The following is a 12,672-nucleotide window of genomic DNA, read 5'->3' as shown; positions in this document are numbered from 1 at the left end:
CGGTCCCCTCCCGTAAGTCCCGGACACCCATGCGGGAGTCCGGCCCCAGGGCTCGCCACAGTACTCCATTCGGGCCACCGGGGTGGACCGGCGCGCCGCCGAAGTTCTCACCGGGCACAGGAGTTGGATTACCCAGTTGTTCTCGAAATGCCTTCGATGCGTGTGCTGCTTCACAAAATCTCCAGAATCGGAACTATTGGATTCGCTCAAATGTCTCTTCCTGGTGCAAGGTGGGGTAGTTGTCGAGCAGGGGCTGATCATGGTTCAGAAGCCGCAGATTGATGCGGAACGCAAGGAAAGGCGCATCGATCTGAGCCTGCCGCAGGTCGCGGGCAGTGCCGTCGCGGCGGTCGCGGCGGCGGTGATGGCCTCGCAGCTCGGCGTGTACGGAACCATCGCCGGCGCGGGCGTGATGAGCGTGGTGGCCACCTGCGGGGGCTCGGTCTTCCAGCACTTCTTCCGCCGCACGGGGGAGCAGATCCGCGAGGTCACCGTCCAGGTGAAGCACCCGGCGGGACGTCAGATCACCGTGCACACGAAGGAGACGTCCCCGGCGGGACGGCACCAGGAGGACGAGGGGACGAGGGTCCTGCGCACGGTGGAGACCGGTGCGGACCGCACGACTGTGCTGCGACAGCTCCGGACGGGCGAGGCGAAGCCCGGTGGGACGCGTCACGGCACCCCGGCCCTCGGCGAGACGTCCCCGGGAGCCCCGCGCCCCGGCGACGCGTTCACGGACGACTCCTACTCCGACGCCCGCACGCACGGCACCCGCGTCCGTGGCTGGAAGCGCTCGGCCCTCGCGGCCACCGGGGTCTTCGTCCTGTCGATGGCAGGCGTCACCGTGTACGAGATGGTCTCCGGCCACGGTCTGGGAAGCGACGGACGGACGACCATAGGTTCCGTCGTGAGTGGCGAGCGCCACGGCGGGACGACCTCACCCTCGCCGTCGGACGGCACGGGCCAGGAGGACGACGAGGACCGGAAGGACGACGGAGGTCAGCGGGGCGACGGGAACACGCCGGGCGACGCGAGCACGACGACGCCCGGCACGGGCACGGGCGGGGACAGCAGCGCCCGGCCCGATCCCTCCGGCAGCGACGGCTCCGCCGGGGACCCCGCTCCCACGCCTTCCGCGCCCGGCGGAACCTCGGCGCCCGAGGCCACCACCCCGGCCACGCCGGGCGACGACGGCACCGCCCCGGCCGCGCCGGACCCGACCGGCGCCGAAGAGGTACCGGAGCAGCAGGGCGGCACCGGGACGGACACGGACCCTTGATCCGGTCCTGACCGCCGCCGCGGGCTCAGTCCCCGAGTACGCGGCGCAGATAGTCGTTGGTGAACAGCCGGCCGGGGTCGAGCCGGTCGCGTACGGCCGTGAACTCGCCGAACCGGGGGTAGGCCCCGGCCAGGTAGCCGGAGTCCCGGGTGTGGATCTTGCCCCAGTGCGGGCGCCCGTCGTATCCCGTCATGATCCGCTCGACGGCCGTGAAGTACGCGTGGTGAGGCGTCCCCCGGTACAGGTGGACCGCGATGTACGCGCTCTCCCGGCCAGAGGCCGTGGAGAGCGCGGTGTCGTCCGCGGGTGCCGTGCGGACCTCCACGGGAAAGCTGATCCGCAGTGGCGAGCGCTCCACCATCGCCCTGAGCTCACGCAGGGCCCCGACCGCCGCCTCGCGCGGCAGGGCGTATTCCATCTCCACGAAGCGCACCCGCCTGGGGCTGGTGAACACCTTGTACGGGATGTCGGTGTACGTACGGGCCGACAGGGCGCGGCTGGAGATCCTGGCGATCGAGGGAATGGCCCCAGGGACTGCCCGGCCGACCGAGCAGGCGACCTGGAAGATCCCGTTAGAGAGGAGTTCGTCCTCGATCCAGCCTCCGACCCGCCCGGGCGGGTCGGCGGGGCCCGCGCTCCGGTTGTTGCGCTTGGTGTTGCAGTTGCCGGTGTGTGGGAACCAGTAGAACTCGAAGTGCTCGTTCTCCGTGACCAGTTGATCGAAATCGGCCGTGACCCGGTCGAAGGTCATCGGCTCCTCGCGAGCGGTCAGCAGGAAGACCGGCTCCACGGCCAACGTGACCGCGGTGACCACACCGAGCGCCCCGAGCCCGACCCTGGCCGCCGCGAAGACGTCCGGGTGCTCGTCGGCCGAGCAGCGCAGGACGGTGCCGTCGGCCGTGACCAGCTCCAGCGCGCGGATCTGTGCCGAGATCGACGCCGAGTCGCGGCCGGTGCCGTGGGTGCCCGTGGCCGTGGCGCCGGCGACCGTCTGCTCCATGATGTCGCCCATGTTGGTGAGGGAGAGCCCCTCACGGGCGAGCGCGGCGTTGAGGCGCTTCAGCGGGGTGCCGGCCTCGACCGTGACGGTCATCGCCGTACGGTCGATGTCGCGGATGCCGGTGAGCAGGTCCGGGCGTATGAGGACCCCGTCGGTGGCCGCGGTCGCGGTGAACGAGTGACCGGCCCCGACGGGCTTGACCGTCAGGCCGTCCCCGGACGCCCGGCGCAGCACGTCGGCGAGCTCGTCGACGGATGCGGGGGACTCCACGCGCGCGGGCCGGGCGGTGACGTTCCCCGCCCAGTTACGCCACGTGCTCGCCGTCCGTGCGTAGGTGTCGGTCATGTTCCCCGTGCCCTCCCGTAGGAACCGGCTCCGAGAGCCGGCGATACCCCAGTAGCCCCACCGCGGCCGCGAGCGCTCCCGCCACCGCGGGCACCACGTACCCCGCCTCGGCCCCCGAGGCGTCGACCACCCAGCCTGCGGCAGAGGAGCCGAGCGCCACTCCGACCGCGAGTCCGGTACTGGTCCAGGTCATGCCCTCGGTCAGCCGGGTGCGCGGCACGTGCCGTTCGACGAGGGCCATCGTGGTGACCATCGTCGGTGCGATGGCGAGGCCCGCGACAAAGAGCGCCACGGCCAGGAACGGCAGGCTCCCGGCCAGTTGGAGGGGGATCATACTCACGGCCATCGCGCACACCCCGGCTAGCCACCTGGTGGACGGTTTCCCCCGGGGGTCCAGCAGGCCGAAGACCGCTCCGGCGAGGCACGAGCCCAGGGCGTAGACCGCGAGCACGAGGCTCGCCGCCGCCTTGTGGCCGCGCTCCTCGGCGAAGGCCACCGTCACCACGTCCACCGCTCCGAAGATCGCCCCGGTGGCGACGAAGGTGACCACCAGCACCCGGAGTCCGGGCGAGCGCAGCGCCGAGCCGCCGGTGTGGTGCTCCTTCGGGTGCGGCCGGGGCTCGGTGGCGCGCTGGGCGGTCAGCCAGAAGACACCGGTCACCAGGAACACACCGGCCAGCAGGGGCCCCGCTTCGGGGAACCACACGGTGGAAAGGCCGATGGAGACGATGGGCCCGAAGATGAAGCACACCTCGTCGACGATCGACTCCCACGCGTACGCGGTGTGCAGCGGGCGCCCGGAATCCCGGTAGATCTCGGCCCAGCGTGCCCGGACCATCGATCCCACGCTCGGGACGCAGCCGGCGCCCGCGGCGAAGACGAACAGGGTCCAGTCGGGCAGCCCCTGCTGGGCGCAGACCAGCAGCCCAGCGACCGAGGCGGCCGCGAACAGTGTGACGGGGCGGAGCACGCGGCGCTGCCCGTGCCGGTCGACCAGCCGCGAGACCTGGGGCCCCATGACGGCCGCAGCCATGGCGAGCGTCGCGGAGAGCGCACCCGCCAGCCCGTAGCGGCCGGTGAGCTGGGAGACCATCGTCACCACGCCGATCCCCATCATGGACAGCGGCATCCGGCCGAAGAATCCGGCCGCCGAGAACTCCCGGCTTCCGGGGGCGGCGAATATGGCGCGGTAGGGGCTGGGCAAGGGGGAGCTCCGGGGAAGCCTGTCAGGTGTGCAAGGGCCGTCACAGCTTACGGCTCCGCCCGCGGTCGTCACGGGGGCCGGCGCCCGTGACGACCCGCCGACGGCGGTCGCGGGACTGTCGGTGGCGGGTGGCAGGATCGGGTGCATGTCCGATCTGCGTGATCCCGCTCCCTACGACGCTCTGCTGCTGCTCTCCTTCGGCGGCCCCGAAGGCCCCGACGACGTGGTCCCGTTCCTGGCGAACGTGACGCGCGGCCGGGGCATCCCCGAAGAACGGCTCAAGGAGGTCGGCAAGCACTACTTCCTCTTCGGCGGCGTAAGCCCCATCAACGCGCAGAACAGGGCGCTGCTGGACGCGCTGCGCAAGGACTTCGCGGATCACGGCCTCGAACTGCCGGTGTACTGGGGCAACCGCAACTGGGCCCCCTACCTCACCGACACCCTCCGCGAGATGATCACGGACGGCCGCCGTCGGATCGCCGTGCTCGCCACCAGCGCCTACGCCTCGTACTCGGGCTGCCGCCAGTACCGCGAGAACCTGGCGGAGTCGCTGGCCGTCCTGGAGGCGGAGGGGCTCCCGGTGCCCCGGGTGGACAAGCTGCGGCACTACTTCAACCACCCCGGCTTCGTACGGCCCGTGGTGGACGGCGTGCTGGCGTCGCTGGCAGATCTCCCCGAGGACGTCAGGGCGGGGGCACACCTCGCGTTCACCACACACTCCATCCCGACCTCCGCGGCGGACACCTCCGGGCCGGTGGAGACGCACGGCGACGGCGGCTCCTACGTGGCCGAGCACCTGGACGTCGCCCGGCTGATCACCGAGGCCGTACGCGAGGAGACGGGCGTCGAGCACCCGTGGCAGCTCGTCTACCAGTCGCGCAGCGGTGCCCCGCACATCCCCTGGCTCGAGCCCGACATCTGCGACCACCTGGAGTCCCTCCACGGTGACGGTGTCCCGGCGGTCGTCATGGCCCCCATCGGCTTCGTGTCGGACCACATGGAGGTGCTGTACGACCTCGACACGGAGGCCACCGCGAAGGCCGCCGAGCTCGGTCTGCCGGTGCGCCGCTCAGCGACGGTGGGCGCGGACCCCCGGTTCGCCGCCGCGGTGCGCGAGCTCGTCCTGGAGCGGGCCGCGGCCGAACAGGAGCGGCCGGTCACACCGTGCGCCCTTGGTTCGCTCGGCCCCTCGCACGACCTCTGTCCGGTGGGCTGCTGCCCCGCGAGGGCCCTCAAGCCCGCCGCCGCCGGTGCCGACAGCCCGTTCTAGACCGCAGGCACCTCCCGCCGCCGTGGGCCGGCATACACGTCCCGGCCCGCGACACCACCTCTGGAGCGTTGTGACCGACCCCCTCCTGTCCGAACTGCTCGACCTCGCCCTGGAGGCGGCCCGCAGGGCCGGCGCGCTGCTGCGCGACGGCCGCCCCGCCGATCTCGGGGTCGCCGCGACGAAGTCCAGCCCGATCGATGTCGTCACCGAGATGGACATCCGGGCGGAGAAGCTGATCACCGGTTATCTCTCCGAACACCGCCCCACGGACGGTTTCCTCGGCGAGGAGGGCGCCAGCGCCGAGGGGAGCAGTGGCATCCGGTGGGTCATCGACCCGCTCGACGGCACGGTGAACTACCTCTACGGCCTCCCGACCTGGTCCGTGTCCATCGCCGCCGAGCGCGACGGCGAGCGTGTCGTCGGCGTGGTCGAGGCCCCGATGCGGCGCGAGACGTTCCACGCGGTGCTCGGCGGCGGCGCGTACGGGAACGGGGACGCGCTGAAGTGCCGCCCCACGGCGCCCCTGAACCAGGCACTGGTGGCTACCGGCTTCAACTACGTCACCGAGGTCCGCACCCGTCAGGCGGCCGTGGCCCGGCAGCTGATTCCGCGGCTGCGCGACATCCGGCGCGGGGGGTCGGCGGCCATCGAGCTCTGCGACGTCGCGGCGGGCCGCCTCGACGGCTACTACGAGCGTGGACTGCACCCGTGGGACGTGGCGGCCGGCGACCTCATCGCCCGGGAAGCCGGTGCCCTCACCGGGGGACGGCCCGGGCGCCCCGCGGACGGTGACCTGACGGTCGCGGCCACCCCGGGTGTTTTCGAGCCGCTGCAGGCACTCCTCGAGGAACTGGGCGCCTGGCACGACTGACGCACGCCTCCTGAGCCCGCTGCGGAGCCCCGGAGGAGCCGCCGGAACCGAGAAGAGGGCCCCCCGGGAGCCGCGATGGCTCCCGGGGCCCTCTCGTGGCGGCTCAGACGCTTGTGGCGCTGATCTCCACGCCGTGCTCGGCGGCGAGGCGGTGCAGGTCGTCCAGCTCTCCCTGCTCGACGTCCGCGAGGAAGTCGTCGCCCGTCTCGCGAGCCCTCGTGAGGTCGGACTCGGTGGTCTTGATCCGTTGCAGAAGGCCTGCGGTGAAAGCGTCCATGAAGCGCCCCCTCGTCGTGGGTCGGTGGCACGGGGCTGTGCCCGGTGGTCCTCCGGCACGTGGGCCGGAGCGCGGGTGATCACGCAGTCCCTCTGGAAGCAGGACGGGCTGTGGTACGCCACATGCAGGGCGTGATCGCGGGTGTGAGAGCGTCCTCCCCGTCGCGGGCCCGCGAGAAACCTCAACTGGCCCGGAAATCCGATCATTTCCATGGAGCAGCGTTCCGGGCCGCGTCGTCTTACCGCCGGTTTATGCGCGTTGCGGGCAGGATGGACGCGCACAGTCGGTGCCGCTGACGTGCGGCGAGCGGCCGGAACGAGGGCCGCTCGTCGTTTTTCGGAGATCTAGGGAAGGACTGCGCCGTGCGCGTACTCGTCGTCGAGGACGAGCAGCTGCTCGCCGATGCGGTGGCCACCGGGCTGCGCCGGGAGGCCATGGCCGTCGACGTCGTCTACGACGGAGCGGCCGCCCTGGAGCGCGTCGGGGTCAACGACTACGACGTCGTCGTGCTCGACCGGGATCTCCCGGTGGTCCACGGGGACGACGTCTGCCGCAAGATCGTCGAGCTCGGCATGCCCACCCGCGTGCTGATGCTCACCGCGTCCGGTGACGTCAGCGACCGGGTGGAGGGCCTGGAGCTCGGAGCGGACGACTACCTGCCCAAGCCCTTCGCCTTCAGCGAGCTGACGGCGCGGGTGCGAGCCCTGGGGCGCCGCACCACGGTGGCCCTGCCGCCCGTGCTGGAGCGGGCCGGCATCAAGCTCGACCCCAACCGCCGCGAGGTCTTCCGGGACGAGCAGGAGATCCAGCTGGCGCCCAAGGAGTTCGCCGTGCTGGAGGTCCTGATGCGCAGCGAGGGCGCGGTCGTCTCGGCCGAGCAGCTGCTGGAGAAGGCGTGGGACGAGAACACCGACCCGTTCACCAACGTGGTGCGGGTGACGGTCATGACCTTGCGCCGCAAGCTCGGTGAGCCACCCGTCATCGTCACCGTCCCCGGTTCCGGATACCGGATCTGAGGGCGTGATGGCAGCCTCCCCGGGCCCTGTCGCGACGCCTCCGAAACCGACCTGGGAGCCCAAACAGCAGGAGGCTCCCTACCCGTGGCTGCGTCCGACCATCCGGATACGGCTCACGCTGCTGTACGGCGGGATGTTCCTGATCGCGGGCATCCTGCTGCTCTCGATCATCTACATGCTGGCCGCCCAGGCCCTGCACGACGCGGGGGGCCTTGCATTCCAGGTCAAGGGCACCAACGTGCAGATCTCCAGCGACATGTGCCCGCAACTCGGCTCCGCGCTCAACAACAGCCAGCTCAACGAGGCGATCAAGGACTGCACCGCGGCTCAGCGCCAGCACGCCCTCGACAGCCTGCTGAACCGGGCGCTGCTGGCCCTCGTGGGCCTCAGCATCATCGCCTTCGCGTTCGGCTACGCCATGGCCGGCCGCGTCCTGTCCCCGCTGGGCCGGATCACCCGCACCGCCCGCAGGGTGGCCGGCACGGACCTGACCCGACGCATCGAGCTGGACGGCCCGGACGACGAGCTCAAGGAGCTCGCGGACACCTTCGACGAGATGCTGGACCGCCTGGAAAGGGCGTTCACCGCCCAGCAGCGGTTCGTGGGCAACGCCTCGCACGAGCTGCGCACCCCCCTCGCGATCAACCGCACCCTCCTGGAGGTCCACCTCTCCGACCCGGAGGCGTCGCCGGAGCTGCAGCAGCTGGGCAAGACGCTCCTGGCCACGAACGAGCGCAGCGAGCAGCTGGTCGAAGGGCTCCTGCTCCTCGCCCGCAGCGACAACCAGATCGTGGAACGCAAACCCGTGGACCTGGCCGAGGTCGCCGACCGTGCCATCGACCAGACCAGGGCCGAGGCGTCGGCGAAGGGGGTCGACATACGGGGCGAGCGTGCCCAGGCCGTCGTCCAGGGCAACGGTGTCCTGCTGGAGCGCATCGCGCTGAACCTCGTGCAGAACGCCGTGCGCTACAACGTGGAGCAGGACGGCTGGGTGGAGGTCACCACCGAGCTCCAGCACGGGCAGGCACTCCTGCTGGTCTCGAACACCGGGCCCGTGGTGCCCGCCTACGAGATCGACAACCTCTTCGAGCCGTTCAGGCGGCTGCGCACGGAGCGAACGGGCAGTGACAAGGGGGTGGGACTCGGCCTGTCGATCGCGCGATCCGTCGCGAGGGCACACGGAGGCCGTATCATCGCGGAGCCCCGCGAAGGCGGTGGTCTCGTGATGCGCGTCACCCTGCCGGCCTGAGAGGCTTCACGGTGTGAAGCCGTATTGGATCCCTCTGTTCGCTTTGGGCGGAATTTTAGTGCCCTGTGCTCACTTCACCCCTGTGTGATCGATCACAGAAGCGATTTCAGGTCCTTCTACTCTCCGTCATCACGTCTTTGCCCGAAAGCCTGGAAACGTCCGGGTTTTCAGGGGGTGATATCACGGGAAGTACACGGGGTGGCGCCCGTGAACAGCAGTGATCGGACCGTGTACGGTCCCCATCGCCACCCAAGCTGATCGCTCGCGAGAGATCCGGTTGGGTGTCGATTGAGTAACAGACCTTGATGTGAGGCAAAATCTCCGCCTCAGGTCGGGCACAAGTCCGGCCTCTCACGCGTTACGTGCGCTGAGACACCGCAGACACCCATGAGGGGGAGAGCGAACATGGCAACGGATTACGACACCCCACGCAAGACCGACGACGACGTGGACCAGGACAGCCTCGAAGAGCTCAAGGCTCGCCGGAGCGACAAGACGGCATCCGCCGTCGACGTGGACGAGTTCGACGCGGCAGAGGGACTGGAGCTGCCCGGCGCAGACCTGTCCAACGAAGAGCTTGCCGTGCGGGTCCTGCCCAAGCAGGCCGACGAGTTCACCTGCATGAGCTGCTTCCTCGTGCACCACCGCAGCCAGCTGGCGCGCGAGAAGAACGGTCAGCCCATCTGCCGCGACTGCGACTGAGGCAGGCCGGCCGTGGCAGGCGACACACCGTTCCGGAAGCGGCGCTTGCGGCGCACGAAGTCGTCGGAGGCACATCAGGGCGGCGCAGGCCCGGCGGAGGGCGAGAGCCCCACTGCCGAGCACCAGGCCGCCCTGCCTGCCTCTCCCGGCGGCACACCTGACGACGAGCGAGGCCGTCCGGCCTCGCTCGAAGCGGTAGGGGCGGCCGACCGGCCACCCGGACCCGGACAGGACGGACCGGCACAGCCCCCCGAGGGCTCCGGCCGTCTGCACACACTGAGACGAGGCGTACGCAGAAGCGGCGAGAGCGCCGCGGCCGCGGTCGCCCTGGTGGCCGACCGCATCATCGACACAGCTCCCCGGGTCCCCGTACGCGACCTCGCCACCCTGCGCAGGCAGTTCCCCGGCCTCGGCCCCGAAGAGCTCGCCGACAAACTCGTCGCGGGCGCCTGCAACGCCACGGCGACCGTCGGCGCGGGCATCGGGGCGGCGGCGATGATGCCCGTACCCCCCGCCATGCTCGCCGAGCTGGCGGCCGAGATCACCGGAGTGGCCACCGTCGAGCTCAAGCTCGTCGCCGAGCTCCACGAGGTCTACGGCCAACGCCCTCCCGGTAACCTCGGCCAGCGCAGCACCGCGTATCTGACGTCCTGGACCGAGGAACGCGGCATCGACGTCTCACGCCCCACCACGCTCAACGCGGCACTGGGCGGACAGATGAAGCGCGAACTGCGCCAGCAGATCATGAAGCGCATCGTGCGCGACCTGCCGAACCTCATCCCGTTCATGATCGGCGCCGTCATCGGCGCTGTGATGAACCGCAGGGACACCAGAAAGCTGGCCGACCGGGTCAGGAGCGACCTGCGGCGCCAGCAGGTCCCCTGGGACCGCCTCCCGGAGCTTCCTCCGCTGAAGCCCGCGGAACCCCCCGCGGAGCTGCCCGAGGGCCACGACGACCCCGGCCGCTGAACAGCCGTCCGTCAGGCGGGTACGGGCGCGAGGGCAGCCACCAGAGCCTGCGGCTCCCGCGTCGACAGATAGACGTACGGCGTCGGGTCGGCCGGGTCCGTGACCTTCACCCGCACCGCGGTCGGGACATAGCTGCGCAGCAGCATGAACGCGCGGGGATCCGCCTTGTACGAGCGCCAGGCGCGCGCCTCCTCCCCGTCCAGCACCTCGGCGTCGCCGAGCGCCTCCAGGGGGATACGGGCATCGCCCGCGACGAGGGCGCCCGCCACGACGCGGATACGCGCGGAGCCGTAGGAACTCACGCCCGCGCACGCCGCGGCCGTACCGGCGACCAGGGCGCCGAGCATGGGCAGGGCGCCGAGCGGCAGGAACATCAGCGCGCACGCGACGCCGATCCCGAAGGCGATGAGCCACCACGAACGGGGCGCTGTGAGACGTTCGTCGAAGGGGGGTGCGGAAGGCTGCATGAAGGCAAGCTTGGCACGGCGCGCCCCGCGGCCGGGCGCGCGGGTAAGGTCTGCGCCTGTGAGTGGAACATCTGCACGTCTGACACCCCCCGCCGACGCGGTGAAGCCTGTCCGCCATCCCGACGCCCCGGCGCCAGGGGCGCTCCTCGGCTCCCACTACGAACACTGTTTCGGCTGCGGTGGCGGACAGCCGCACGGACTGCACCTCCAGGCGACGGCCGGAGAAGGCGTGAGCGTCACCGCCGAGTTCACCGTGAAGCCCGCCCACCAGGGGGCCCCGGGACTGGCCCACGGCGGTGTCCTCGCCACGGCGATGGACGAGACGCTCGGCGCGCTGAGCTGGCTGCTGCGGGTCATCGCGGTGACCGGACGGCTGGAGACCGACTACGTCCTGCCGGTGCCGGTGGACACGGTGCTCTTCCTGGAGGCCGAGGTCACCGCCGTGCACGGCCGGAAGATCTACTGCCGTGCGACGGGGCGGACCGGCGGCCCGGAGGGGCCCGTCGCGGTCCGTGCGGAAGCCCTCTTCATCGAGGTCAAGGTGGAGCACTTCATCGACAACGGACGGCCGGAGGAGATCCAGGCCGCGATGTCCGACCCGGACCAGATCCGGCGTGCCCGTGCCTTCGAGGTGAACCCCTGATGCGCCACCCCGTCGACGTACTCATCCGCCGGGTCGACCCGGACGTGCCGATTCCCGGCTACGGACACCCGGGCGACGCCGGTGCCGACCTGGTCACCACCGAGGCCGCCGAGCTCGCCCCGGGCGAACGGGCGGTCCTCCCCACCGGGGTGTCGATCGCGCTGCCCGACGGCTACGCGGCCTTCGTGCACCCCCGTTCGGGCCTCGCGGCCCGCTGCGGACTGGCCCTCGTGAACGCCCCGGGGACGGTCGATGCCGGGTACCGTGGAGAGATCAAGGTCATCGTGGTCAATCTCGACCCACGCGAGACCGTGAGGTTCGAACGGTTCGACCGGATTGCCCAACTGGTCGTCCAGCAGGTCGAGAAGGTGCGCTTCCACGAGGTGACGGAGCTTCCGGGCTCGGCGCGGGCCGAGGGGGGCTTCGGATCCACCGGCGGTCATGCCGCAGTGGACGGCGTCACGGGCGGTAACACCCAGGGTGGGAACAGCTACGCTTCGGTCGTACCCGACCGGGAAGGACGTTGACGTGTTCGGACGTCGCAAGAACAGTGGTTCCGCCGAAAACACGGCGGACGAAGCGCGCGAGGCCGAGCAGGTCGCCGACGAGCTCGACGACACCGGGAGCGGCTCGCGCCGCACGAACCTTCCGCCGGCCCCCCGCCCGGACGGGCCGTGGGACATCTCCGAGGTCTCCCGGCCCGGTGAGGGCCGGGTGGACCTGGGCGGCATCTTCGTGCCCGGGGTCGAGGGCATGGAGCTCCGGGTGGAGGTCGCCGGCGACGCGATCGTCGCGGCCACCGTCGTGCTGCGCGACAGCGCGGTGCAGCTGCAGGCCTTCGCCGCCCCCAGGAAGGAAGGAATCTGGGGTGAGGTGCGCGAGGAGATCGCCTCGGGCATCACCCAGCAGGGCGGGATCATCGACGAGGTCGAGGGCCCGCTGGGCTGGGAACTTCGCGCCCAGGTCCCCGTACAGCTTCCCGACGGGAAGAACGGCGTACAGCTGGTGCGCTTCGTCGGCGTCGACGGTCCGCGCTGGTTCCTGCGCGGAGTGATCTCCGGCCAGGGCGCGGTGCAGCCGGAGGCCGCCGGGCTGCTGGAGACGGTCTTCCGGGACACCGTCGTCGTCCGCGGTGACGGCCCCATGGCACCGCGCGACCCGATCGTCCTCAAGCTTCCCGAAGACGCCCAGATGGTGCCCGAGGGCGTGCAGCAGGAGGACCAGGAGAGCTCGAAGTTCTCCGGGGGCATGGGCCAGCTCCAGCGCGGGCCCGAGATCACCGAGGTGCGCTGACCGCACCGCAGTCCGTTCCGGCCGGTGGGCCGCACCCGAGGGGTGCGGCCCACCGGCCTTTCCCGGCGGTGCCCTTTTCCGGCGGCG

General features: G+C 71.0%; 14 protein-coding genes. 10 read left to right on the top strand and 4 right to left on the bottom strand.

The annotated features are described in order from the left end of the window. Window positions 1-259: 259 nt before the first annotated feature. The gene (locus BFF76_RS14610) at window positions 260-1,279 is read left to right on the top strand and encodes an ICP22 family protein (protein ID WP_065848386.1); all 1,020 of its coding nucleotides are present in this window, start codon (window positions 260-262) and stop codon (window positions 1,277-1,279) included. Between the two features lie 25 nt (window positions 1,280-1,304). On the opposite strand, the gene BFF76_RS14605 is transcribed toward BFF76_RS14610, so the two are convergent. Further along, the gene (locus tag BFF76_RS14605) at window positions 1,305-2,624 is read right to left on the bottom strand and encodes a D-arabinono-1,4-lactone oxidase (protein WP_065848385.1); all 1,320 of its coding nucleotides are present in this window, start codon (window positions 2,622-2,624) and stop codon (window positions 1,305-1,307) included. Then, window positions 2,584-3,828, bottom strand: coding sequence for an MFS transporter (locus BFF76_RS14600; protein ID WP_065848384.1), 1,245 nt, complete (start codon window positions 3,826-3,828; stop codon window positions 2,584-2,586). Before BFF76_RS14600 ends, BFF76_RS14605 begins: the two co-directional genes overlap by 41 nt. 145 nt (window positions 3,829-3,973) lie before the next feature. On the opposite strand from BFF76_RS14600, the gene BFF76_RS14595 reads away from it, so the two are divergent. Both BFF76_RS14595 and BFF76_RS14590 read left to right on the top strand, forming a co-directional pair. Beyond that, a complete protein-coding gene (locus BFF76_RS14595) occupies window positions 3,974-5,098 on the top strand; it encodes a ferrochelatase (RefSeq protein WP_031089413.1) in 1,125 nt (374 codons plus the stop codon). 70 nt (window positions 5,099-5,168) lie between these two features. Then, entirely contained in the window at window positions 5,169-5,969 is an 801-nt protein-coding gene (locus BFF76_RS14590) for an inositol monophosphatase family protein (RefSeq protein ID WP_065848383.1), read from the top strand. Between the two features lie 103 nt (window positions 5,970-6,072). Here the strand turns inward: BFF76_RS14590 and BFF76_RS32985 are convergent, their stop codons facing one another. Next, on the bottom strand, window positions 6,073-6,246 hold the full coding sequence (locus tag BFF76_RS32985; RefSeq protein ID WP_167359495.1) for a hypothetical protein: 174 nt from the start codon (window positions 6,244-6,246) through the stop codon (window positions 6,073-6,075). A gap of 362 nt (window positions 6,247-6,608) precedes the next feature. Here BFF76_RS32985 and BFF76_RS14585 point away from each other — a divergent pair, with 362 nt between their 5' ends. From BFF76_RS14585 to BFF76_RS14570, 4 genes are all read left to right on the top strand, one after another. Beyond that, window positions 6,609-7,262 (top strand): response regulator transcription factor, encoded by a 654-nt coding sequence (locus BFF76_RS14585; RefSeq protein WP_031089418.1) that lies wholly within the window; start codon window positions 6,609-6,611, stop codon window positions 7,260-7,262. 7 nt (window positions 7,263-7,269) lie between these two features. Further along, window positions 7,270-8,511, top strand: a complete 1,242-nt coding sequence (locus BFF76_RS14580) for a sensor histidine kinase (RefSeq protein ID WP_031089419.1) — start codon at window positions 7,270-7,272, stop codon at window positions 8,509-8,511. Window positions 8,512-8,916: 405 nt separating this feature from the next. Further along, window positions 8,917-9,213 carry a DUF4193 domain-containing protein gene (locus BFF76_RS14575; protein WP_003965732.1) on the top strand — a complete coding sequence of 99 codons (297 nt, stop codon included), beginning with the start codon at window positions 8,917-8,919 and terminating at the stop codon, window positions 9,211-9,213. Window positions 9,214-9,225: 12 nt separating this feature from the next. Then, window positions 9,226-10,182 carry a hypothetical protein gene (locus BFF76_RS14570; RefSeq protein ID WP_065848382.1) on the top strand — a complete coding sequence of 319 codons (957 nt, stop codon included), beginning with the start codon at window positions 9,226-9,228 and terminating at the stop codon, window positions 10,180-10,182. 11 nt (window positions 10,183-10,193) lie between these two features. Here the strand turns inward: BFF76_RS14570 and BFF76_RS14565 are convergent, their stop codons facing one another. Then, complete coding sequence (locus BFF76_RS14565; RefSeq protein WP_031089424.1) at window positions 10,194-10,649, bottom strand: DUF3093 domain-containing protein; 456 nt, start codon at window positions 10,647-10,649, stop codon at window positions 10,194-10,196. Window positions 10,650-10,707: 58 nt separating this feature from the next. On the opposite strand from BFF76_RS14565, the gene BFF76_RS14560 reads away from it, so the two are divergent. From BFF76_RS14560 to BFF76_RS14550, 3 genes are read left to right on the top strand one after another with little or no spacing between them, the layout of a single operon-like run. Further along, entirely contained in the window at window positions 10,708-11,292 is a 585-nt protein-coding gene (locus BFF76_RS14560) for a PaaI family thioesterase (protein WP_031089426.1), read from the top strand. Beyond that, window positions 11,292-11,819, top strand: coding sequence for a dUTP diphosphatase (gene dut / locus BFF76_RS14555; RefSeq protein WP_031089429.1), 528 nt, complete (start codon window positions 11,292-11,294; stop codon window positions 11,817-11,819). The genes BFF76_RS14560 and dut overlap by 1 nt, the downstream gene beginning before the upstream one ends. Window position 11,820: 1 nt before the next feature. Beyond that, window positions 11,821-12,585 carry a DUF3710 domain-containing protein gene (locus BFF76_RS14550; RefSeq protein WP_065848381.1) on the top strand — a complete coding sequence of 255 codons (765 nt, stop codon included), beginning with the start codon at window positions 11,821-11,823 and terminating at the stop codon, window positions 12,583-12,585. Window positions 12,586-12,672: the final 87 nt, after the last annotated feature.

This window comes from Streptomyces mutomycini (assembly GCF_001700505.1).
GTDB classification, from domain to species: domain Bacteria; phylum Actinomycetota; class Actinomycetes; order Streptomycetales; family Streptomycetaceae; genus Streptomyces; species Streptomyces mutomycini.
This window is presented reverse-complemented; position numbering and strand designations above follow the sequence as displayed.

What these genes read in the sequence shown, in the direction of transcription:
- BFF76_RS14610 (WP_065848386.1), top strand. Translation starts at nt 260, where the DNA reads ATGGTTCAGAAGCCGCAGATTGATGCGGAACGCAAGGAAAGGCGCATC.
- BFF76_RS14605 (WP_065848385.1), bottom strand. Translation starts at nt 2,624, where the DNA reads ATGACCGACACCTACGCACGGACGGCGAGCACGTGGCGTAACTGGGCG.
- BFF76_RS14595 (WP_031089413.1), top strand. Translation starts at nt 3,974, where the DNA reads ATGTCCGATCTGCGTGATCCCGCTCCCTACGACGCTCTGCTGCTGCTC.
- BFF76_RS32985 (WP_167359495.1), bottom strand. Translation starts at nt 6,246, where the DNA reads ATGGACGCTTTCACCGCAGGCCTTCTGCAACGGATCAAGACCACCGAG.
- BFF76_RS14580 (WP_031089419.1), top strand. Translation starts at nt 7,270, where the DNA reads ATGGCAGCCTCCCCGGGCCCTGTCGCGACGCCTCCGAAACCGACCTGG.
- BFF76_RS14575 (WP_003965732.1), top strand. Translation starts at nt 8,917, where the DNA reads ATGGCAACGGATTACGACACCCCACGCAAGACCGACGACGACGTGGAC.
- BFF76_RS14565 (WP_031089424.1), bottom strand. Translation starts at nt 10,649, where the DNA reads ATGCAGCCTTCCGCACCCCCCTTCGACGAACGTCTCACAGCGCCCCGT.
- dut (WP_031089429.1), top strand. Translation starts at nt 11,292, where the DNA reads ATGCGCCACCCCGTCGACGTACTCATCCGCCGGGTCGACCCGGACGTG.